The organism is Bacillus sp. FDAARGOS_527, from assembly GCF_003812125.1.
GTDB lineage: Bacteria > Bacillota > Bacilli > Bacillales > Bacillaceae_G > Bacillus_A > Bacillus_A paranthracis.
Map to the genome: position 1 here is coordinate 1678048 of NZ_CP033795.1, position 21992 is coordinate 1700039.

20 protein-coding genes and 4 pseudogenes are annotated in these 21992 nt (G+C 30.9%); 21 read left to right on the plus strand and 3 right to left on the minus strand.

Annotation, left to right across the window (positions count from 1 at the left end; all coding sequences use genetic code 11):
• Positions 1-5 precede the first annotated feature (5 nt).
• From EGX95_RS30740 to EGX95_RS11060, 12 genes and pseudogenes are all read left to right on the plus strand, one after another.
• Positions 6-499, plus strand: a pseudogene (locus EGX95_RS30740) (DUF3885 domain-containing protein).
• Positions 496-1233, plus strand: coding sequence for a phosphorylase family protein (locus tag EGX95_RS11010; protein ID WP_000218296.1), 738 nt, complete (start codon positions 496-498; stop codon positions 1231-1233). Before EGX95_RS30740 ends, EGX95_RS11010 begins: the two are co-directional and overlap by 4 nt.
• A gap of 15 nt (positions 1234-1248) precedes the next feature.
• The gene (locus EGX95_RS11015) at positions 1249-1884 is read left to right on the plus strand and encodes an SDR family oxidoreductase (protein ID WP_000446322.1); all 636 of its coding nucleotides are present in this window, start codon (positions 1249-1251) and stop codon (positions 1882-1884) included.
• 93 nt (positions 1885-1977) lie between these two features.
• Positions 1978-2826, plus strand: coding sequence for a GNAT family N-acetyltransferase (locus EGX95_RS11020; RefSeq protein WP_000617046.1), 849 nt, complete (start codon positions 1978-1980; stop codon positions 2824-2826).
• Positions 2827-2934: 108 nt separating this feature from the next.
• Complete coding sequence (locus EGX95_RS11025) at positions 2935-3309, plus strand: hypothetical protein (protein ID WP_001059027.1); 375 nt, start codon at positions 2935-2937, stop codon at positions 3307-3309.
• A 170-nt stretch (positions 3310-3479) separates the two neighbouring features.
• Positions 3480-6155, plus strand: a complete 2676-nt coding sequence (locus tag EGX95_RS11030; protein WP_000791137.1) for a M4 family metallopeptidase — start codon at positions 3480-3482, stop codon at positions 6153-6155.
• Positions 6156-6178: 23 nt separating this feature from the next.
• Positions 6179-6556: pseudogene (locus EGX95_RS11035) on the plus strand (SAM-dependent methyltransferase); the annotation flags it as partial.
• Positions 6557-6825: 269 nt separating this feature from the next.
• The gene (locus EGX95_RS11040) at positions 6826-7305 is read left to right on the plus strand and encodes an SRPBCC family protein (RefSeq protein WP_000559854.1); all 480 of its coding nucleotides are present in this window, start codon (positions 6826-6828) and stop codon (positions 7303-7305) included.
• Positions 7306-7483: 178 nt separating this feature from the next.
• Positions 7484-7825, plus strand: coding sequence for a PadR family transcriptional regulator (locus EGX95_RS11045; protein WP_001997521.1), 342 nt, complete (start codon positions 7484-7486; stop codon positions 7823-7825).
• Positions 7822-8334, plus strand: coding sequence for a hypothetical protein (locus EGX95_RS11050; RefSeq protein WP_002080533.1), 513 nt, complete (start codon positions 7822-7824; stop codon positions 8332-8334). Before EGX95_RS11045 ends, EGX95_RS11050 begins: the two co-directional genes overlap by 4 nt.
• The gene (locus EGX95_RS11055) at positions 8334-9806 is read left to right on the plus strand and encodes a serine hydrolase domain-containing protein (protein ID WP_000751425.1); all 1473 of its coding nucleotides are present in this window, start codon (positions 8334-8336) and stop codon (positions 9804-9806) included. Before EGX95_RS11050 ends, EGX95_RS11055 begins: the two co-directional genes overlap by 1 nt.
• Positions 9807-9883: 77 nt before the next feature.
• Positions 9884-10693 (plus strand): MerR family transcriptional regulator, encoded by an 810-nt coding sequence (locus EGX95_RS11060; RefSeq protein WP_000472611.1) that lies wholly within the window; start codon positions 9884-9886, stop codon positions 10691-10693.
• Between the two features lie 90 nt (positions 10694-10783).
• Here EGX95_RS11060 and EGX95_RS11065 read toward each other — a convergent pair whose 3' ends face one another.
• Positions 10784-12010: an MFS transporter gene (locus tag EGX95_RS11065; RefSeq protein ID WP_000772535.1), complete on the minus strand. Its 1227-nt coding sequence runs from the start codon at positions 12008-12010 to the stop codon at positions 10784-10786.
• Positions 12011-12432: 422 nt separating this feature from the next.
• Here EGX95_RS11065 and EGX95_RS11070 point away from each other — a divergent pair, with 422 nt between their 5' ends.
• From EGX95_RS11070 to EGX95_RS11090, 5 genes and pseudogenes are all read left to right on the plus strand, one after another.
• Entirely contained in the window at positions 12433-13362 is a 930-nt protein-coding gene (locus EGX95_RS11070; RefSeq protein WP_000608204.1) for a serine/threonine protein kinase, read from the plus strand.
• Positions 13359-14111, plus strand: coding sequence for a class I SAM-dependent methyltransferase (locus EGX95_RS11075; protein ID WP_001003854.1), 753 nt, complete (start codon positions 13359-13361; stop codon positions 14109-14111). Before EGX95_RS11070 ends, EGX95_RS11075 begins: the two co-directional genes overlap by 4 nt.
• A 287-nt stretch (positions 14112-14398) precedes the next feature.
• On the plus strand, positions 14399-15193 hold the full coding sequence (locus tag EGX95_RS11080) for a VOC family protein (RefSeq protein WP_000627959.1): 795 nt from the start codon (positions 14399-14401) through the stop codon (positions 15191-15193).
• Between the two features lie 117 nt (positions 15194-15310).
• Positions 15311-15586 (plus strand): annotated as a pseudogene (locus EGX95_RS11085) (aminoglycoside phosphotransferase); the annotation flags it as partial.
• Positions 15582-16352: pseudogene (locus EGX95_RS11090) on the plus strand (AraC family transcriptional regulator); the annotation flags it as partial. The pseudogenes EGX95_RS11085 and EGX95_RS11090, both read left to right, overlap by 5 nt.
• Before the next feature lie 14 nt (positions 16353-16366).
• Here EGX95_RS11090 and EGX95_RS11095 read toward each other — a convergent pair.
• Positions 16367-18058, minus strand: a complete 1692-nt coding sequence (locus EGX95_RS11095; protein WP_001189369.1) for a M3 family oligoendopeptidase — start codon at positions 18056-18058, stop codon at positions 16367-16369.
• A gap of 169 nt (positions 18059-18227) precedes the next feature.
• Between EGX95_RS11095 and EGX95_RS11100 the strand changes: the two genes are divergently transcribed.
• The 3 genes from EGX95_RS11100 to EGX95_RS11110 all read left to right on the plus strand — a co-directional run bounded on the left by EGX95_RS11100 (position 18228) and on the right by EGX95_RS11110 (position 20599).
• Positions 18228-18821 carry a DUF4030 domain-containing protein gene (locus tag EGX95_RS11100; RefSeq protein WP_000820254.1) on the plus strand — a complete coding sequence of 198 codons (594 nt, stop codon included), beginning with the start codon at positions 18228-18230 and terminating at the stop codon, positions 18819-18821.
• Positions 18822-18891: 70 nt separating this feature from the next.
• Positions 18892-20262: an aminotransferase-like domain-containing protein gene (locus EGX95_RS11105; protein ID WP_000280087.1), complete on the plus strand. Its 1371-nt coding sequence runs from the start codon at positions 18892-18894 to the stop codon at positions 20260-20262.
• A 133-nt stretch (positions 20263-20395) separates the two neighbouring features.
• Positions 20396-20599: a hypothetical protein gene (locus EGX95_RS11110; RefSeq protein ID WP_000290885.1), complete on the plus strand. Its 204-nt coding sequence runs from the start codon at positions 20396-20398 to the stop codon at positions 20597-20599.
• A gap of 27 nt (positions 20600-20626) precedes the next feature.
• Here EGX95_RS11110 and EGX95_RS11115 read toward each other — a convergent pair whose 3' ends face one another.
• Complete coding sequence (locus tag EGX95_RS11115; protein ID WP_000582702.1) at positions 20627-20869, minus strand: hypothetical protein; 243 nt, start codon at positions 20867-20869, stop codon at positions 20627-20629.
• A 111-nt stretch (positions 20870-20980) separates the two neighbouring features.
• Here EGX95_RS11115 and EGX95_RS11120 point away from each other — a divergent pair, with 111 nt between their 5' ends.
• Complete coding sequence (locus EGX95_RS11120) at positions 20981-21907, plus strand: alcohol dehydrogenase catalytic domain-containing protein (protein WP_000437340.1); 927 nt, start codon at positions 20981-20983, stop codon at positions 21905-21907.
• Positions 21908-21992: the final 85 nt, after the last annotated feature.

Below are 21992 nucleotides of genomic sequence, written 5' to 3' on the forward strand. Positions count from 1 at the left end.
ATAAAATACAGTTAAAAGAATATATGAATGAAATATTTACTGGGGTTACATTAGTACCATACATATAATAAACACTTATTTGAAGATATATTTTCAAAAGAAGATAAAGTGTTTTTAATAGCAAATGTTTATTGACTTAAAAAGGGAAATGTAAAAAATCCACACTTTTTTTTTGAAGATGAAGAAACTGACTTGTATTGTACATATCAATTTTCATTAAAATATTTCGCTGGTGATATAAAGTATAAACGACTTATTAAAGCGGCGAATCATGAAGATTTACCAGGTCTTTATCCCCGTTTAGGACGCAAAAAAAGAAATTTCTTATCCAGATGTATTTCTCATAAATGCAACAAAAGATATTATCATGTTTATGCATGATGATAGAGGAAGTGAAGTAATTTCGAAGAATAAAGAAACAATACGAAATTTATATGAGAAATATAAAGAGTGGATACCAGATTATAAAAGAGAAAGCATAGATAAATTATTTAAATGACAGTGAGGGAAGTGAAGTTTGTAATGAAACGTATTGCAATCGTAGCCGCTTGGGAACCTGAACTTACGTATTTGCATCAATCTTATCCAAGTGAACGCATTGAAAAAAAAGCCGCTTGGGAATTTCATTTTCATACTATAAATGATCTGGAAATTATTTCAGTTATAACTGGTGTTGGGAAGGTAAGTTGTGCTAGTTGTGTACAATTATTAATTAGTGAGTTTCAGCCGGATGAGTTGTTTATGACAGGGATATGCGGGAGTTTATCAAATAAGGTGAAAAATGGTCATATTGTAGTGGCACTGAACGCAATACAACACGATGTCACTGCTGCTGGTTCGGGTGAAGATGTTTTTAACTTATATAATGGTAGAACAGCACCTATTGAAACAACAAAATCACTTGTAAGAAGAATAAAAAAAATACGATCGTATGATCCGATTCATTTCGGGACATTTTTATCTGGAGATCAACGTATCCGTAGTTCGGAAATGAGATATTTACTCCATACTGTATATGGGGCATTGGCAGTTGATCAAGAAGTGGCAGCTTTTGCTTATGTATGTCAAATCAATAAAAAACCTTTTTTATGTTTAAAAGCTGCTTCAGATCAAGCAAATGATAAAACGAAAGAGGAACAAAAAATCTTTAAAATGTTAGCATGTGAACGAGCGTGTGAGCATTTAATTGCTTTTTTACGTGTATATGAGATTAATGTAGTAAATCATAGATAGTAAGAGGGGTTAATATTGGAAAGTACAAATAAAATAGCTATTTTGGGTGCAAACGGAAAAGCTGGAAAAATTCTTGTAAATGAAGCGTTAGAAAAGGGATATCAAGTAAAAATATTAACGAGAAACTCTACAAATACAGAGAAAATAAATGAAAATATAGAGACTATTATTGGGGATGCACGTAACTTTTCAACGATACAAGACTTACTTCAAGGTTGTAGTGCTGTAATTAATGCAGTAGGTCAACCGAAAAATGAATCTTACATTTTTAGTACAGTAACGAAGCATATTTTAGAAGCGATGAAGGAGTCTAAAATAAAAAGATATATTGTAATTTCCGGAGGTTCTTTAAATGTTACGGGAGATCAGAAGGGAATTGTAAATAAAATAGGAGCTACTTTGTTTAAATTGTTTTTACCAAAAATGATGCAAGATAAATATAAAGAATTACAAATTATCCAAAATAGTGAGGTAGATTGGACAATTGTTAGATTACCATTTGTTATAGAGGGAAATGGTATTGGAAGTATAAAAGAGAGTTTAGTTGATATGCCAGGAATTAAAATACAAAATGGCGATATTGCACCGTTTGTTATAAAACAAATTAATAGTGATAGATATGTAGGGAAGTGTCCGTTCATTTCAAATTAAGCAGTAGAATTCAAAATTAAAGTATGATGTGACTAGTAGATCTTATGTATTTGAACGTTAAGTTTAACACGAGTAAGTGGGGGATAATTTTATATGATTCAATATAAAAGATGCAGTGAAATAAATATAGATTTAGTGTATGAAGCTTTTAGGGATGGGTTTTCAGATTATATTATTAAGATGGAAGTTTCAAAAGAAGATTTTATAAAAAGGTTTTTTGGAGCTGAAGGGAATTCGTTAGAACACTCGTTTCTTTCTTTAGACGGTGACAAACCAGTTGGTGTAATACTTGGTGGTATTAAGATTTATGAAAGTATAAAAACAATGCGTTGTGGAACATTAGCTATTCACCCTAAGTATCGCGGTATTGGTGTGAGTCAAAAGTTATTTGAACTGCATAAAGATGAAGCGATTCAAAACGGGTGTAAGCAACTTTTTCTTGAAGTCATTGTAGGTAATGACCGGGCGATTCGTTTTTATAATAAATTAGGCTATGAAAAAGTGTACGATCTATCTTATTATAATTTAAAAGATATGACTAAAATAATGCTTAAAGAATGTAAAGGAATTGAAGTAAAACAATTAGAATTCCCTGCTTTTAAAGTTGAAATTCAGAAATGGTTACACTTCCATATAAACTGGCAAAATGATATGGATTATATCGAAAAAACAAATCATACATTTTATGGTGCATATGTCGATAATGATTTAAAAGGTTCTATATGTATAAATGAACAAGGTAAAATTAGTTTTATTTTCATAGACAAAGATTATAGAAATCGTAGTATTGGATCAAAATTATTACAAGTAGCAAGAGATGAGTTGAATTTAGAAAGTTTATCAATTGGATTTCCAAATAACAATTTACTAGAAGGGTTTTTAAAGAAAACTGGATTTGAAAAGAATTCTTTAGCACAATATGAAATGTATTTATTGATATAATAAGCGGGAGAATTTATTCTTTCGCTTTTTATTTTTGTACTATATTGATATTTTACTTTGTATAATATTCTTTTTTTATGTAGAATAGATAGGATGGGAGGGGATGAAATGAATAATGGATTAAAGTTTAAGATTTTTGAATTGCATTCTTTCGTTCAAAAGACTTATTCTGATATGAAAATAGCATGTGATATTGCTATTTATCAAGAAAACACTTCTAAATATTTAATTTCATTAGGTTTTTTAAATAAATCATACATGACTTATATAGAAACAAAAAGATTTTATCGTGAAAATGAAGAGCTTGTAAGTGTAGAATTTGATAATTTCTTTGATACATATGATATATTAGAACAGGAGTTAAAAAAAGTTATTTCAACTGAAGATAAGAATCCTTCATTGTTACATAGTAGATTTGATCAGTTTCAGCAGAAAGTTGAAAATATAAATGACCTAATAAAAGTAATGCAAAATGCTCGTTAATGAATGCTTTTTCTGTTTTATATAGAAATTATGCATTAAAAATATATTAGGGGTATTACATATTGAAGAGGTGACTTTTGTTGATTACAGAAGTCATCTTTTTACATTAGAAATAGATTGTATAAATTTTAGTAATTTCATATTTTAGGAAATCATAAGAGGGAAATAACATGAAAAATAAAAAAGAAATAGCTATAGTTGCATTAACAACAGGATTAGCTTTGACAAGCATAGTACCATACGAGAAAGGTTATGCGGAGGAAACGGATCAAATGCAAGTTGATATTCAAGAGGATTCGTTCCGTACAGGTGAACTTACAAAACCATCACAAAAAACGCCAGAGAACGTAGTGAAAGATGCACTTAAGGAAAAGACGGAACATGCTTTGTCTCCAAAACAAGTTAGTGGAGACAAAGGGGTAGATTACAAGGTTCTTCAAAAACGTGGTTCATATGATGGGACTACACTTGTTCGTATGCAACAAATATATGAAGGTAAAGAAGTATACGGACACCAATTGACTGCTCATGTAGATAAAAAGGGTATTATTAAAAGTGTTTCAGGGGAAAGTGCACAAAACTTAGAAAAAGAAGATTTAAAGAATCCTATTAATTTATCAAAAGAAGAAGCAAAACAATATATTTATACGAAGTACGGAAATGATATTCAATTTATTTCTGAGGCAGAAGTTAAGGAAGTTATTTTTGTTGATGAAAATCGTGGGCAAGCTACAAATGCATATCAAGTTACATTTGCAGCTGCCACACCAAACTATGTATCTGGAACTTATTTAGTGGATGCTCATAGTGGTGATATGTTGAAAAATATGGTGCAAGAGTCAGATTTAAAAGTAAATGAAGAGCGTGTTGAAGCTATTCAGGAGAGTAAAAAAAGTAATTTTAAATCATTAACCGGGACTGGAAAAGATGATTTAGGAATAACTCGTACATTCGGTATTTCTGAACAAAGTAACGGGAAATATGCGCTTGCTGATTATACAAGAGGGCAAGGAATTGAGACGTATGATGTAAATTATAGAGATATTACTTTTGAAGAAAAATATTATCCTGGTATATTAACAACTAGCACATCAACAACATTTAATGACCCAAAAGCGGTAAGTGCTCATTTCTTAGCGACAAACGTATATGATTTTTATAAAGACAAATATAAGCGTAATAGTTTTGATAATAAAGGGAAAAAAGTAGTTTCAGTTGTACATGCATGGGATTCTGGAGAAACAAGTGATCCTAAAAATTGGGGGAATGCATTTAGCGCTAATATTAACAATGTTAGTATGCTTATATATGGTGATCCAATGGTTAGATCGTTTGACATAGCGGGTCACGAATTTACACATGCGGTTACATCTAGTGAATCTAATCTTGAATTTTTTGGAGAATCTGGAGCAATTAACGAGGCGTTATCTGATATTATGGGAACGGCTATTGAGAAATATATAAATAATGGGGAATTTAATTGGACAATAGGAGAACAAAGTGGATCAGTTCTCCGTAATATGAAAAATCCATCTTCAGTCAAATTTTTTAATGGAGTACCGTATCCAGATGATTATAGCAAATACAGTGATTTAAACGGAGAGGATAATGAGGGCGTTCATTTCAACTCAAGTATTATTAATAAAGTCGCGTATTTAATTGCACAAGGTGGCACTCATAACGGTGTAACTGTAAATGGTATTGGTGAAGATAAAATGTTTGATATTTTCTATTATGCAAATACTGATGAATTGAACATGACTTCTAATTTCTCTGAATTAAGATTAGCGTGTCTTAAAGTTGCAACAAATAAATATGGGGCAAATTCCATTGAGGTTGAAACGGTCCAAAAAGCTTTTGATGCAGCAAAAATTAAAGGAACAGTGAAAGAAAACGAAAAAACTGAGGCAAACCAAGTCCCAGAGCTAACAGTACCGCCAACAATTACACTACGTGTCGGTGATAAGTTTGACCCAATGAGCAATATAAAAGCTATTGATAAAGAAGATGGTGATTTAACAAATCGAGTAGAACATAAAGGTGATGTAGACACTTCTAAACCAGGCAAATACATTGTGGATTACTCTGTCGTTGATTCTCAAGGTGGGAAAGCAACGGTAACACAGACCGTAATTGTAGAGAGGGATGGAGAAACATCAGATCTAAAACCTACATTAACAGTTCCTATTGCAACGACAATTACTGTAGGAGAATCATTCGATCCGATGGAAAAAGTAAAAGCTATTGATAAAGAAGACGGCGATCTTACTTCTAAAGTAAAAGTTGAGGGGGAAGTAGATACCTCTAAAGTCGGTACTTACATAGTAACGTATACAGTTACAAATTCTAAAGGCCATGAAGAAATTGCGAAACAAACTGTAACAGTCACAGGTAGAGAAGAAGTTAAGAATGACATACCAATACTAAAAGTACCTTCTACAACTACAATTACTAAGGGAGATGAATTCAATCCAATGGTAGGTGTATCAGCTACGGATAAAGAAGATGGTGATCTTACTTCTAAAGTAGTATATAAAGATATTGGAGATACCACTAAAGTTGGTACTTTTGAAATAATATATAGTGTCACAGATTCTGTAGGTAATAAGGTACATGCCATACAAAAAGTATTAGTGAAGGATACAGACGCTAGCAAAGCTAAAGGTAGTACTAATAACAGTAATAGCGGTAATATCCAAAACAACAGTAATTCTGATAAAAAAGAATCTACATATAAAGAGCTTCCAAACACGGGGGGCAGTACAACTAATAGTACAACAATGGGCTTATGGATGGTTTTTGCAGGTATAGTGTTCACTTTAGTTCGCAAATTTAGAAAAATATAAAAGTAGATAGTACAGCTTATTTGTTTGAAGAAGGTGTAAGAGCTGCTGAAATTTGCTATGAATTTTTAAAGCAAGAGGGGCATATGCGGTGCGGTGTTCCTGATGCATTTTTCCGAGATGAGGCGTACCAAAATGTAGTTCAAATAGGTGGACCTGGCCCAAAAGATCACCCAGCAGCAAGTCATAAAATTGTCCATACCTATAAAACAATAACGAAAATGTTTGAAACTGCTGGATTTGAGGTAGTTTTACTTGAATATTGTGATGAAAATGGTCAGTTTTATTATAATGAATGGGATGCAAACGACGGTGTTATTTTCCGTTCGAAAAGGTATGATTCTAGAAATAAAGGTGATAAACTTGGTTTTCCATCGTTAATTGTTGATGCGATTAAGCGGTAAATCATTCAACAAAAACAGGAGTAATTCTATAAATTTATGAGTCGCAAATGCGGCTCTTTTTATTTGAGCGTAAGTCTATATTTTGGGAAGAAACGTGCATAAATGATATTTATTTTTCAAGATTATTTAAATTGATTTAGAAAAGATTAAAGTTTTTCTCATCACGTTTAACTTTAAATTACTACTTCGTTTATATAAAGATTTATTTTATATTTATATTCGTGTAAAATAAATTAAGAACATACATTCTATATAGGGAGGCAATCAATATGATAGCTGAAATCGGGAAACTAACTAATGGATATATTGTAAAATTTGAACGCGAATTTCCATATACAATAGAGGAAGTTTGGTCTGCTTTAACAGAAACCAGTAAGCTGAAAAAATGGATGTCTAATTTACAGGTTGAAAGCCTTAAAACAGGTGGAGTCATAAAGTTTGATATGATGGATGGTTCATTCATAAATATTGATATTTTAGAATGTCAATTAAACTCAGTACTTGAATTTACTTGGGGTAAAGATCGTGTCCGATTTGAAATACATAAAGAGGAAAATGGTTCTCTTTTACTTCTTAAAGAATACATTCATGAATTAACTGATCATACACCGAAAGATATAGCAGGTTGGCATATTTGTTTAGATCTTTTTTCTGCCGTTTTAGAAGGAGAAGAAAAAGAATTTTCTAAAGATAAATGGCAACAATGGTTTGAAATATATAAAGATAAGGTTTTTGAATTAAGAGGATAATAACGTTAAAGGTTATATTAATTATGTAATTATTATATTATAAAAATAATTGTTGAGATTAAAAACGGTTGATGAGTGGTATTGTTGTTTGTTAATTTTTTTGTTTTATTGTCTGTTTTTTTGCATTTAACAGAAATATATACTTGAATGAAGTATATATTTCTGTTAAATTTATCCTATGGATAGAACGAGTTTAATTAAAGGGCATTTAGAAATGTGTGTATTATCTATTTTGTCAAAAAAGAAAAGTTATGGTTATGAGATTATGAAAGAGCTAGAAGTACACAATTTAAAATTGAAAGGAGTAGGAAGTATTTATCCAATTTTAACTAAGTTAAAAAATCAAGATTGGGTTAATACTTATCAAGAAGTAACAGACAGTGGTAAAGTTAGAATTTATTATGAAATTAATGAAAACGGTAAAATACGTCTTGAGAAGAAAATTAATGAGTGGTTAGAATTGCAATCGGATATTCAAACATTATTAAAAAGCGGTTTGAAAGGAGACCTTCTGAAATGAGGAATAGATTGATAGGTAAAGAAAAGCAATTTTTAACAGACGTACTAAAGGAATTAAAGCAATACGATATTAGTTTAGAAGAAAGGGAAAATATAAAGCGACAAATATTAGAACATATTCAAGAATGTCGTGAACATGGTGAAGACAGTATAGATGATTTAGGTACCCCTCAATTATTTGTTCAAGATTTTTTAGAAATAAATGAAATTGATTTACAAGTTAAAATGAAACAACTTCAAAATGAAAAAGGAAAATACAACACATTTGTCTTACGTGGCATATTCATCGCATTTATTACTTACCTTATCTCGCAAACTACATTTTCAATATTTTTAACTGAATCATTTAACCAAACTAATAGTAAAGCTATATTTGATTATAATATTTTATATCGTATATCAGAGAATCAATGGTGGAACTCATTATTAATAATGAGTAGTTTTACAATCTCTGTAGTAGTATTTATTAGTTTAGTAAATTATAAAAAAAGAAAGCTATCTAAAGTATAATGAAGAAAACTATTTATAAATTATTCCAAATATGTATTCTTTGTAATGTATTAGTATTATGTATCGTTCATCCAAAAGTGTATGCTCAGCAAAATATTAAAGCTACTTTAGATAAGTATATTGAAGAATTTATAAATGAACAGAATATTCCAGGAGTTGCTGTTGCAATTGTACATAATAAAGAAGTATTCTTCACAAAAACGATGGGGGTTATTGGAGAATCTGAAAAAAGGGTAACTAGTAAAACGCCATTTGCAATCGGCTCAATAAGTAAATCTTTAACAGCTTTAGCTATAGTGAAATTAATAGAAGATAAAAAAATAAAATTAGAGGATCCAGTTCAACGATATCTCCCCTGGTTTAAACTAAAAGATGCTCAAATATCCTCAACTATAACAATCCAACATCTACTAACTCATACAAGCGGAATCAACACATATGAAGGCTTAGCATTATCAGATAAGCAATCTAAAAGTTCTACAGCATTAAAAGAAAATGTAATGAAACTTTCAAATGTAAAAGTAACTGCTTCACCAGGTGAAAAATATCAATATAGTAATGCAAATTATATTGTTTTAGGCGCACTTATTGAAGAAGTTACAAATGAAACATATTCATCATATATGGAAAAGTATATTTTTCAGCCGTTAAATATGAATGGTGTGGCAGCAAGTAAAGAAACTGCATATGAAAAAGGTTATTTAACGGGTTATCAGTCGTGGTTTGGCATACCAAGAAAAAGTGTAGTGTCCTATGATAATGCCGGGGCACCATATGGTTATATTACCGCGAATTTGGAAGATATGATTCAATTCATTATGTTTTTGAATCGCCAAGAAAATCTTCAATTTTTAAAGCAAGAAAACATGGATCTTTATCTTTCACCACTTTATAAAATAAATTCAGAAAAAAGTTATGGTTTTGGATTAAGAACAACAAATATAAATGAAAGCGAAACGATGATTTGGCATTCAGGATCAACGCCCGATGCTCGTGCAGAAATATTTACTTTAAATAAAAGTGGCTGGAGTGGTGTGATTTTAACAAATAAAAATCATGTATTAGAAGAAACCGCACTATCAGAATTGAAAAAGGGGATTATTAGTATTTTGAATGGAGAAGAACCGGTTGATATCCCTAAAAACATCCCATTAATACAAATTGTTTTGTTGCTAGTTACACTTATACTTTTCATAATATCAATTATGTTAATTAAAAAGTATAAACATGTGAAAACTGTAAAAAAGGTAATTTGGTTATTCATAGGGAGTCTATTTCTACTATCATCTATTATTTTTATCCCACTGCTTACTTATAGTACAAGTTCACCATGGCGTACGATAAAAATATTTGCGGCAGATATAGGTTTACTTACAAGTATTATAGTAATTTTATTAGCTGTGAACGGATTATTATCAATCTTCATAGGTTTAAGACGAAAGAGGTTATACAATATAATTCAAGTGTTATAAACAGTTGACTCTCACACGATGTCATTGTTTAAGATAAAGTTGAGCTTCGAAGTAGATGTAATTTATAGGAGGAAAATATGTTTAAAATAGGGGATTTTTCAAAACTATCTTCCATTAGTATTCGTATGTTGAGGCACTACGACAAAGTGGAATTATTACAACCAGTAAAAGTCGATGAGCTGAGTGGAGATCGATTTTATTCAGCAGACCAATTAAAAAAAGTAAATCAAATTCAAACATTAAAAGGTATGGGGTTTAATATTGCTACCATTAAAGAAATAATAGAATGCAATAATATAGATAGCATAAAAGAGCAATTTTTAAATCGTAGTGTTCAAATTAAAGAAGACATGACTAACCTCCAAAAACAATTACGTCTCCTCGAAGATTCAATGAAATCGATGAGAGAGGATGTAGTTGAGATGAACTATCATGTTTCAATAAAGGAAATTCCAGAAAGAAATGTAGCTAGTGTTAGAAAGATTATTCCATCTTATAATTGCGAAGAGGATTTATGGGGTGTATTAATGCAAGAAATACAAATGAAAAATATTAGTATTGCCCATCCGAGTTATAGTATTGCAGTTTTCCATGATCGTGAATACAAAGAAAATGATGTAGATGTAGAAATACAGCTAAGTATTCTAGGGAAGCACGAAAATACAAAAGACGTTACATTTAAAAATGTGGAATCAGCTAATGTAGCTTCTATAACAGTTAATGGAAGTTATGAACAGATGACAGCTGTAAATGAAGCTGCGGCAAAATGGATTGAGACAGAGGGTTACGAATTAGCAGGTCCAATGTTTAATATTTATCATGTGAGCCCAGCGATGGAATCGGATGCTAATAAATGGGTTACAGAAGTTTGTTATCCAGTTAAATGATTGTAAAGAAAAAAGGCATTATAATATGCCTTTTTCTTTATAAACTTATCCATAATTGCAATTAACCAATCATAGTTATCTTTCCTTCTATTATAGTTTTCGTATCGGACTATATAAAGCAATAAAGACTTCAATTAATTTAGTAAAAGCAGCTAAAGCAAATACAAAGACAGGATTATAAGCTGAAATAATACCTCCTACTAACGCTCCAAGTGGCATAGCTAATCGTGTAAGTACACGTGAAAACCCTAAAACTCTCCCTTGCATATTTGATGGAACTGTTTCCTGGCGAACGGTGGCTACAATTGTATTCCATGCAATATTGCAAGTCATTGCAATACCGAAAGCAATTCCGGGAGCAAGCCAATATGTACTCCAAAGCGCAAAAGTTAAGCCAATTGCTCCAACAAATAGGAGTAATGGAATTAGAAGACCACATTGCAATCTCTTTTCTAAAGGAACTGCAATCAAGCTTCCTAAGAGCCCGCCTATTCCAATTAGTGAATAATTAAAGCCACTTTGTTCCGGCGTAAGTTGCAATGTGGATAGTAAATAATACATGAACACACCTAAAACCGCACTTGCTCCAAAGTTTCCAATCATAGCTTGAAAAGATAAAGCTAAATTTAAACGGTCATTTTTGAGCCATTTACATCCATTAACCAAATCAGCTAGTACATTTTGAAGTGTATTTTTATCTTGGCATTTCTTGTTTACGGTTTTCATAGACGGTAATAATATCACAGCAATTAATGTTGCAATAAATGAAAGAACATTAATCCAAAGCATCTGAAAGCCACCAATAAAAGAAATGAAAACCCCAGCTATCATTGGACCAAATAAACTAGCCAATTGATTAACCATTTGATAGAAAGAATTGGCCTTCGTTAAGGATGCTCCAGCAATTTGCGGAATGACTGTAACAGTGGTTACATCAAAAAGCATGGACATAACTGCTAACATAAAAGTAATTATGTATAAATGCCAGATTTCTAATAGATGTAATGAATGTAGTATTGGAACAAGACTTACTAAAATAATATTAGTAATATCCGCTACCAAAAGTAACTTTTTTCGATCATAACGATCAATTATTACACCAACTAAAGGGCCAAATAAAACGATTGGCAATACGTTAATAGCAAATAAAGAACTCATAATTACAGCTGAACCGGTTAATTGATAGGCAATCCAAGGTAACGCAAAAGTATATAGTGAATCCCCAATTCGTGAAATGAGTAAACCCAAAATAAAAATCTTGTATTCTTTAGTAAAAGTTGTCTTTACGGTAAGGCTACGTTCTTGCATAAGTTTCACACTGTTTATACCACCTTTATTATAGAGAAATTTGAAAATAATTCGTCCAATACTTGTCATATATAGAATTCTTTAATTTTTTGGTGAATCCTACTTTTTACATGTATTTTAAGGAGGAAATAAAAATGAAGAATGTAAAAGCAGTCTGTACTGTTTTAAATAGTATGTGTGGTTGGGGAGAGATGTAGATTACACACATAAATAAACCATAAAAATATTATGTAAACTATTTATGCATATGGAATATATTTTCCTTATAATTTGTATTTTATAATATATAATAGAAAGTAATTAAGGCCGGTTATTTGAAAGGAGTGATGTTTTATGAACAAACAGAAGAAAATCAAGCATGAGGTAAAAATAATTTGAGTATGCGTATCATACCTCTATCAACTACGTTCGCTCAAAGCTAGGAGCAGCACATGATAAATATTAAAATTGGAAAAAATCAATACCCATTAACATTGGCTGAGGAGCATAATTTTGATTGGTTAAAGGATGTAGAAGTGTTTACTGTGTTTGATCAGCAAGATTCAGGAAATATTAGCTTTGGTATTATTGAAAATGGAAAACGTTATTTTTTGAAGTATGCAGGTGCACGCAATTTAGAATACAAAGGCAAGATAGAGGACGCGATCCAACGATTAATGAAGGCAAAAGAAGTGTATGAACAAATTCAACATCCTTTACTAGTTCCATATATTAATCCTATTCAAATGCAAAACGGATTTTGTTTAAGGTTTCATTGGATTGATGGGGAATGCATGCACAATCATTGGGACTTTACACCGTTTGAAAAGCACCATGCACCAAATTCGCCTTTTGTTAAGCTAAGACAATTATCAGTGACGGAGAGACTTAACATATTGACACAAATTTTTGAGTTTGCAGCCTATGTGGAGTCATTAGGATATGTCATGGTTGATTTTTATGACGGTAGTATTTTATATAATTTTGAGCAATCAAAACTTACGATCTGTGATATTGATTTCTTTCAAAAAAAACCTGTATTCAATAAAGTTGGGGAGGATTTTTGGGGAGCAGGTCGTTTCAAAGCACCTGAAGAATATGAACTGCATGCACAAATTACAAGCGAAACGAATGTGTTTGTGTTAGCCGGAATTGCTTTTGCTTTTATTGGCGGGAAAAATGATAAAAGCTATGAGAAATGGGAGAGCACACTAGAATTATATAATATATGTAAAAAAGCTCTACATAAAGAAAAAAATAAAAGATATCGCACTGTTCAAGCGTTTTATGAAGATTGGCTGGCATATATAGGGGAAATTGATGGATCTTTTTCACAAAGAATCAATAGCATAAGCGTTAATAGAGGGGAAAATACAAAATGAACGAATTAGAGTACAAAAACTTTTATGATAAAGTAGGAAGAGTAAATGGTTGGGATTTTAGTAAAATAAAATGTGAAACTGTAGGAGATTCATGGGACTTTTACGGGGAAGTGAAAGAAAGATGTAAACTTTCAGACACCCTACTTGATGTTGGTACAGGTGGAGGAGAAAATGTACTTAATATAGCATCTTCAGCTAAATTGCTAATTGGAATTGATAATTCTAACGGCATGATTGAAACGGCACATTCCAATTTAAAAAAATCAGGTGTACAAAATGTTGAGTTTTTTCAAATGAATTCTGAAGCGTTAACGTTTCCGCCTGCCCATTTTGATATCGCTTCTAGTTGTCACGCACCGTTTATAGCATCTGAATTAGCAAAAGTAATGAAACAAGGTGCTTTTTTCTTAACACAACAAGTAAGCGAACATGATAAATTAAATCTGAAAGAAGTATTTGGCAGAGGACAATGCTTTGGTGAAAGAGACGGAACTTTAAAAGAAAAGTATATGAGGGAACTTATTAGTGCGGGATTTAAAATCATACAAGTACGTGAATATGATGTTACTGATCATTACAGTACGCCTGAGGATCTTATTTTCTTATTAAAACATACGCCTATTATTCCTAATTTTGGAGAAGAGGAAGAGGATTTTAATATTTTGCAAAAGTTCATTAAAGCTAATAGTTCTGAAAAAGGTATTCGTACGAATTCAAAAAGGTTTATGATTATTGCTGTAAAATCTTAATGTATTTTATTGTAAAAGCTGCTTTTCGTTTAAGGCAAGGCAGCTCTTTTTATATAGAAACAATGCAGGGGAAACTTGAAAAAATAAAATTAAGTAAAGTGTTAATCAAAAAAATGAAATATGGAGGATAATGGTGTTGAAATGTTACTGTACTAGCAATGAAAGAAGCTAACATATTCATACTAAAGTTGTAGCTTTTATATGAAAAATCCATCCTTCCGTTTGATTTTATCTATTTATAATTGTAATACAATACGTATAGATAGTATGAAATAGGGGGACGTAAAATGATTACACATATTTCTGATATAAAACTACAAACTGTTTCCATAGAAGGGGTAAAACAAGTTTATAGGGACGTATTATCTTTTCCAATAAAAAAAGAAACAGCATCCTACATTCAATTTGAAGTAACACCATATACAACAATTAGTTTTCAAGAAGTGTATGAGCCAATTGCACCTGCGCACTTCGCCTTTGAAATTTCATATTCAAAATTTCATGAAACAGCAAAATGGCTTGAAAATTCTGGGTTATTCATTGTGAAATGGAAAGATGGAAATATAATTGGTGAGGAGAATAATCTATTCAATTTATACTTTAAAGATGGAGATGGAAATCTTCTCGAAATTATTGCACATAGTTATGTTAAAGAAGATGTATTAATACCGCATTCACCATTAAACGTTTTATATGTAAGGGAAATCGGTCTTCCCGTTAAAAGTGTACCTGTATTTACGGAATGGTTGAAATTAAATCTAAATTTGAAAACAATGGAAGATAGGGATATTTTTAACTTTGTAATAGGCGGCACTGCATACATTGTTGCAACTTGGTGGCAGCGACCATGGATTCCGATTGCGATGAAAGCTTTACCACCGAAAGTACATGTTTCTTTTGGAACACCAGATCAAGCATTTTTACAACGCATACAAAATAATTTGAAGAAAAATAGTGTTCCATATGAATGTAAACATAATGAAGTATCATTTATTCAGCAAGGGTATTCATTTACTATCTTGCATACACCAAATCTCCATGCTCATATTCCAAGTAAATTAAACTTACCGCTTTCTATTTAAGGATGGAAAGCGGTAAGTTTTTTTGTATAGTCGTGAAGAAGGTTTTAGCTAGGGTTATAGTGAATGTAAAGAGAAGTATAAGATGTTATTCTAATTTATGTTAAGGGGAGAAATGAAGTGGTTTTAGGTAATCCAATTGCAAAAGGGAATACAGCGGAAATTTATCTATATGATAATAAGATTGTGAAATTATTTAAAGAATATCTTCCAGATACAGAGTCTATGAATGAAGCAAAAAAACAAAAATATGCTTATTCATGCGGGCTGTCAGTTCCAAACGTATTTGAAGTGATAAAGATACAAAATAGACAGGCAATTATTATGGAATACATAAAAGGGGATAGTATTGGTAATCTCCTGCTTAATAATTTAAATAAAGCAGAGCATTACATATGTTAAACTCAATATAAATAAGGAAGGAGAGTTTAATATGAATATTTCTAGAAAAATAGAGGTTGAGCAATTACGAAATGCGAAGAGCGAGCTGTTTGATAAAGATGTATTAAACATATTGAATGGTCAAATGATGTATGAAGAATTTAAAAATGAAAAGCTAATGGGTGATTCTGATTACGCACCATTTAATGAAGCGATGTGTGTAAACCAAGTTACTACACTAGTTTTTGATAAAGAATTTATTAAGACAAGGGCAGCAGGACATAACAGTTCAGTAGAAAGTTACACAAAAAAGGTTATAGATCCATTAAAGAAACTTTTTACGAAAGAGTATAAATGTATTGTTTTATGGTTTGGTGAAGATATGTTTTGTCAAATGAACTTACTTACAATACTTTCATACCTTGAACAGTCTCGTTATGAGGGGAAGGTATACTTAAATAGCTTCAGAGAAGATGAATTTAAAGTAAATCAAATTGAACTTGAATTAGGAAATTATTCTTCGGTATACAATGAAGTATTAGTAAATCATAAAAAGACTTTCTATAAGGTACCACCTGTAATGTATCAGGCTATAGATCTATATTTAAAAATGCTAAAAGAAGATAATGCTGTAATGAAATTTATCTCTAAAAATAAAGATTTATCAACTCAAGAATTATTAACAAAGTTGTTTCAACTATTTCCAACAATCGGATATGGTGATTCTCAGTATATAGAGCTGATTAATAAAATAAAGAAGAAAGCTACACCAAAAATATAGGTGCAGCTTTCTTCTTATAATTGCTCAAGTAATTCTAATTCTTTTTCTACAAATGCCATTAGTTCCTTAATTGTTTCGCTAGAAAAATCAAAACGAATTCCAGCAGCTTCATATACTTCTGTTAAAGATTTAGAGCTACCTAATGATAAGGCCTTTTTATAATTTTCAAGTGCTTGTTTAGGATTTTCTTTATATTGTTTATACATTTGCAGCGCACCAAGTTGTGCAATTGCATATTCAATGTAATAGAATGGTATTTCGAATATATGTAGCACAGGTAACCAGCCAGTTGCAACCCAATTTTCATACCCCTCAATATTTACTACATTCGATTGATAAGTGTTATGTAATTCTAAATATTTTCCATTTCTTTCTTTAGCTGTATGATTAGGATTTTCATACATCCAATGTTGGAATTGATCAACTATAAGCATTTGTGGCAAATATTTAACAATATCTTTAAAGAACTCTAATTTTACTTCTATAAATTCTTCTTTATTTTCATAAAAAGTATCCCAATACTCCATCGAAAACAATTCCATTGTCATACTAGCTAGTTCAGCTGATTCTGAAGGGATTTCTAAATACTTTTGAAGTTCTAACTGTTTCATACAATCATTATGAATACTATGGCCCATTTCATGGAGGAAAGTAGTAACATCATAATGTGTATGATTGAGATTCATGAAAATAAAAGATAATTGAGATGCAGGTAAATATTCGCAAAATCCTCCTGGTCCTTTTCCTTTACGACTTTCTAAATCTAAGCAATTATTTTTATGCATACGTTCCAGTAATGCGGAAAATTCAGGGTCAAGTTTGTGTAAAATATGAGAACTTTTTTCGATTAAATCACTCGCTTTTTCAATAGGTTTTAATACTTTTTGATTTGGTGCAGTTGCTTTTAAATCCCATGGACGAAGACTTTCTACTTGAAGTTCAGATTTTTTCTTATTATATATTTTATCGATAAGTGGTACTACGTATTTACGAATAGATTCAGCAAGCTCATAGCAATCTTCTGGTGTATAATCAAAACGTTCATGTTTTTTAAACATATAATCACGATAATTATGTAATTGAATGTTTTTTGCTTTTTGGTCACGGATTACGATTAATTCATTTAATATATGTTGTAATTTATCTTCAACAGATAAGAATGTTTCAGAAATGAGCGTTTTTGCTTTTTTTCGTATATGACGATCCGGATTTTGTAAGTAAGATTGTAGTTCTGTAATTGTTTTTTCTTCACCGTTCCATAATGCAGTTAAACCACCTGTGATTTCGAAGTATTTGGTTACTAATTTGTCTTCGTTCACTTCTAAATCAATATTCTTTTCACAAAATAATGTTTGCGCATTCTTAATTTTTTTATTTAGTAAGCTGTACGTTTTTGGATCAAGTTCCATTCGAAAAGGGGACTCTAAATATTTAGTATCAAATGAATTTTGATAACGTTTCAAAAGAGGTCGTACATATTTTTGATCATATTCAAAAGTATCTTTTATTTCTTTATTATCTGTATTACATTGAAAAGCGATATAGTGCAACCTTAATTGTTCTTCAATTCCCCAAATGAAAGTAGACTGTTTTTTTAACCAGTTTTCAAGTTCTAGCTTTGAAGAAATCATTTCATTCAATAAAGTAGAAAGAGTATTTTCTAATTCTAGAACGTTACTAATATCAATTGTATTTAAACGCTGCATGACATATCCCTCACTTTTTATTTGTTCATGAAGATATTCTATTTATTAATTGTAATTTCCTTTTTAAGAGGAGGAAATGTGAAATAATGTTAAATTTTAAAATTATAGAAGGTATTTATATGTGAAAGTAAAAGTTTATCGTAAATGAAAATTTACGGAGGGAAGTGCAATGAAAAGAGGAAAGAAGTTGATTGTATTTTTATTTTCAATTGCTTTATTTTGTGCTTGTGAGCCTGAAAGGGAAGAATCCAAAAGTGAAGATTCTAAAGTTATGGATATTGCTACAGCGACAGTCAAGGAGGAATCTTTTTTTAGTGCTGCTATATGGGATGAAAAGGAAAGAATAGTAGATTTAGAGATTGCTGATAGCGAAAATGCTAACGAAATAAAAAAAGAAATTAATAAAAGATTGCAAATTCAAGGCATTATGTCCTATAAAGTAAATATATCTCAAAGAAACAAGGAGATTGTAAATGCAGAACATAGATGGGAGTTAGTTTTTGGACAGATATTTGATGATGTATTCAGAAAGAATGGATATGAAGGGTTTGGTATTCAGCAAATAAATTATAAAAAGAATCAACCTGTTACCATAGATATAAAAACTAAGATTAGCGATGATGAAGTAGGAGCGAGAGAACTTGGACAGAAAATAGAAAAAGAAGTTGAAGGTGTACTTAAAACAGAAGCAATAAAGAAATGGATTGAAAATGATTCATATGCTATTGGGATTTACGATATAGAAAATCGGAAAATTAACTAATTGAGGAATGGATGGTATATAAATGAAAAATTGATGTAATTAAATATAGAATTGCTGAAGGAGATGTAATATGTATAAGTATTTACATATTTTAAATGATATAGAAAAAATGATTCAACATGGAGAGATAAAAGAAGGACAGAAATTACCATCAATACGGTCACTCGTTGCGCAATATGAATGTAATAAGGCAACAGTTATACGTGCGCTTCATGAATTAGAAAAGCGTCACATTATATATTCTGTCCCTCAAAGTGGATACTACGTTGTTAAGAAATCTGGGAGTACTATAGAAAATAAAGAGATAATTGATTTCGCTTCTTCGGCACCAGATCCAGATGTGTTCCCATATTTAGATTTTCAGCATTGCATTAATAAGGCTATTGATACTTATAAAAATGATTTGTTCGTATACGGAACACCGAAAGGGTTACCATCTTTAATTCCAGTCATTCAAAAACAGTTGGCAAATTATCAAGTGTTCACGAAAGAAGACAATATTTTTATAACGTCAGGCGTGCAACAGGCACTTGCAATATTAACTTCTATCTCATTTCCAAATGAAAATGAAACAATATTAGTTGAACAGCCAACGTATCATTTATATATAGAATATCTAGAAATAAATAAAGTTCCAGTAATCGGTATTAAACGTACGAATGAAGGTATTGACTTAAATGAATTGGAACGTATTTTTCGAACAGGTAAAATAAAATTCTTTTATACAATACCAAGATACCATCATCCACTTGGAACTTCTTATTCTAAAGATGAGAAAGAAGAAATTGTACTATTGGCTAAGAAATACAATGTATTTATAGTAGAAGATGATTATTTAGCAGATCTAGAAACAGATTCAAAAGCCGATCCGTTATATAGCTTGGATCATAGTAATCATGTCATATATTTGAAAAGTTATTCTAAAATTATTTTTCCGGGTTTACGAGTTGGTGTAGCAGTTATTCCACCGGTTATTTCGAGTGCTTTCCATACATATAAAAAAATTTTAGATATAGATAGCCCAATGATATCCCAAGCTGCTTTAGAAATTTATATAAAGAGTGGCATGTTCGAACGCCATAAAAATAAAATTAAATCTTCCTATAATAATAGATCTAAAAAACTAGCAGAAGCATTAGAAAGAATGCAAAGTGAAACCCCGCTTTTATTCACATATAAAAAGCAAAATACAATTGGAATCCATACTTGTTTAGAAGTACATAAAACAAGTATTTCGGATATGTTGATACAAAGACTAAGTGAAATGCAAATCAGTGTTGATACGATTGATAAAAATTATTTGAAAGGTTTTCCGAAACAAAGACTATTAAAGTTGAACGTATCGAATGTAAAGGAAGATAGGATTGAAGAAGGAATTCGTAAAGTAATGGAGGAAATCAAACAAGTGGAACGTCTAAATTTTCAATTTAAAAAAGAATAAAATGATATTTTTAGAGCACTCAATAGCTGAGTGCTCTTTTTATTTTTGACATAAGTAATTTAAATGGAAATAAACTACCAATAAATGTTAACCTTAAAGTATATTTATTTTGAATAGGAGGGTGATGAAGTCTATGGCGGTACGTATAGTCGATGATTTACAACAATTATCGTTGTTGCTTATGTTTTTAAGTACTTTTATATTTTACAGATACTTAAAGAAGGTTAAACGAGATAGGAAATTGACTGGTTTTGAATGGACAATGTATTTTGTCACGCAATTTGCGACATTAATTTGGGCAATGACCTATTTTATTAAACACTTAGCTGAATCCTAATTTCTATTCATTTAATCTAGTTTACTGTTATCTATTAGGAATATAAATATAGTCCGTATCTAAATCAATAACAACATCGCTCAAGACGTTTTCTTGTAATAACTTTGGGATTTGTTCGTAATGATATCGTACACAAAATAAGTTTAGAAGATCTTCATTAGATATCTCTTCATTTTTTACATTTAAATACATTATTATTAACTCGTTAAGAGAACAGTTACGGCCAAAAACATACTCATTAATTCCATATCCATCAAATTCAATTATCATATTATCACTGTTGGATGCTAGCCAACGTTATAGCTTAAATTTTAGATGAATTTATTATACATTGTTTGAAATGTAGTGAGAATATATTTTTATAAAATGTGAGGGTTATAAATGGAACAAAATAAATTAGTTTTAGAAGGACCAAAACGTCTTAAGTGGGAAACGCGCGAAATTAAGTCTATACAGAATGATGAAATTATCGTTAAAACAATTGCAGGTGCAATAAGCATTGGAGCAGAGTTACCTCAGTATAATGGATCCGATGTTACAGATACACACCCTATTTATCCAAGAAAAACTGGATATGAAAGTTACGGTGAAGTGATTCAAGTTGGTAATAAAGTAAAGAATTTAAACATAGGCGATAAAGTAGTTTCTTTTTATGGACATGAAACGATAGGAGTAGTTAATGGGTATAAAGTAATTCGAGTACCTAGTTATATAAAACCTAAAGTAGCTTTATTATCTATTCTTTCGTGTGATGCTGCTAAAGGTATATTGAAACTAAACCCGCGACAGGATGAAAAGGTACTTATAACTGGAATGGGAGTTATCGGTTTACTTACTTGTTATTTCTTAAAATACTATATAGGTGTTGAGCATGTGGATATTGTTGAACCTGATAGAAATAGAAGGGAATTTGCACAGAAATTTAGTGTAAAAAACACATTTGATGCAGAAGAACAGATAGTAGAAACATATAATTATGGTTTCGAATGTTCTGCTACAAATAGTGGATTCCATACATTACAAAAAACACTTAAAACTAATGGACAAATATGTATACTTTCTGATGGTAATATTGAAGAACTAACATTAACCGCTGATTTTTATGAGAAAGAACTGCGGATCATTGGTTCAAGTGACGGATATAATTATCAACAACATGCAGATTGGTTTTTTAGTCAAATAGAAAAAACACCATGGATAGAAGAGATTTTTCAACATGAAATACAACATACAGGACTCATTCAATGTTTTGAGGAATTAAGTCAAGGAATAATTACCCCTTTAAAAGTATTTGTCTCATATGAATAATGAACAAAATGACCAGGTACTTGTCACATAGCCCACATATGTTTAGACACTAATATGATAGCAGAGCGCGGAGTAACATGTACGG

What these genes read in the sequence shown, in the direction of transcription:
- EGX95_RS11030 (WP_000791137.1), top strand. Translation starts at nt 3,480, where the DNA reads ATGAAAAATAAAAAAGAAATAGCTATAGTTGCATTAACAACAGGATTA.
- EGX95_RS11120 (WP_000437340.1), top strand. Translation starts at nt 20,981, where the DNA reads ATGGAACAAAATAAATTAGTTTTAGAAGGACCAAAACGTCTTAAGTGG.
- EGX95_RS11010 (WP_000218296.1), top strand. Translation starts at nt 496, where the DNA reads ATGACAGTGAGGGAAGTGAAGTTTGTAATGAAACGTATTGCAATCGTA.
- EGX95_RS11070 (WP_000608204.1), top strand. Translation starts at nt 12,433, where the DNA reads ATGATAAATATTAAAATTGGAAAAAATCAATACCCATTAACATTGGCT.
- EGX95_RS11040 (WP_000559854.1), top strand. Translation starts at nt 6,826, where the DNA reads ATGATAGCTGAAATCGGGAAACTAACTAATGGATATATTGTAAAATTT.
- EGX95_RS11075 (WP_001003854.1), top strand. Translation starts at nt 13,359, where the DNA reads ATGAACGAATTAGAGTACAAAAACTTTTATGATAAAGTAGGAAGAGTA.
- EGX95_RS11105 (WP_000280087.1), top strand. Translation starts at nt 18,892, where the DNA reads ATGTATAAGTATTTACATATTTTAAATGATATAGAAAAAATGATTCAA.
- EGX95_RS11055 (WP_000751425.1), top strand. Translation starts at nt 8,334, where the DNA reads ATGAAGAAAACTATTTATAAATTATTCCAAATATGTATTCTTTGTAAT.
- EGX95_RS11060 (WP_000472611.1), top strand. Translation starts at nt 9,884, where the DNA reads ATGTTTAAAATAGGGGATTTTTCAAAACTATCTTCCATTAGTATTCGT.
- EGX95_RS11080 (WP_000627959.1), top strand. Translation starts at nt 14,399, where the DNA reads ATGATTACACATATTTCTGATATAAAACTACAAACTGTTTCCATAGAA.
- EGX95_RS11045 (WP_001997521.1), top strand. Translation starts at nt 7,484, where the DNA reads ATGGATAGAACGAGTTTAATTAAAGGGCATTTAGAAATGTGTGTATTA.
- EGX95_RS11020 (WP_000617046.1), top strand. Translation starts at nt 1,978, where the DNA reads ATGATTCAATATAAAAGATGCAGTGAAATAAATATAGATTTAGTGTAT.
- EGX95_RS11050 (WP_002080533.1), top strand. Translation starts at nt 7,822, where the DNA reads ATGAGGAATAGATTGATAGGTAAAGAAAAGCAATTTTTAACAGACGTA.
- EGX95_RS11025 (WP_001059027.1), top strand. Translation starts at nt 2,935, where the DNA reads ATGAATAATGGATTAAAGTTTAAGATTTTTGAATTGCATTCTTTCGTT.
- EGX95_RS11095 (WP_001189369.1), bottom strand. Translation starts at nt 18,058, where the DNA reads ATGCAGCGTTTAAATACAATTGATATTAGTAACGTTCTAGAATTAGAA.
- EGX95_RS11110 (WP_000290885.1), top strand. Translation starts at nt 20,396, where the DNA reads ATGGCGGTACGTATAGTCGATGATTTACAACAATTATCGTTGTTGCTT.
- EGX95_RS11100 (WP_000820254.1), top strand. Translation starts at nt 18,228, where the DNA reads ATGAAAAGAGGAAAGAAGTTGATTGTATTTTTATTTTCAATTGCTTTA.
- EGX95_RS11115 (WP_000582702.1), bottom strand. Translation starts at nt 20,869, where the DNA reads ATGATAATTGAATTTGATGGATATGGAATTAATGAGTATGTTTTTGGC.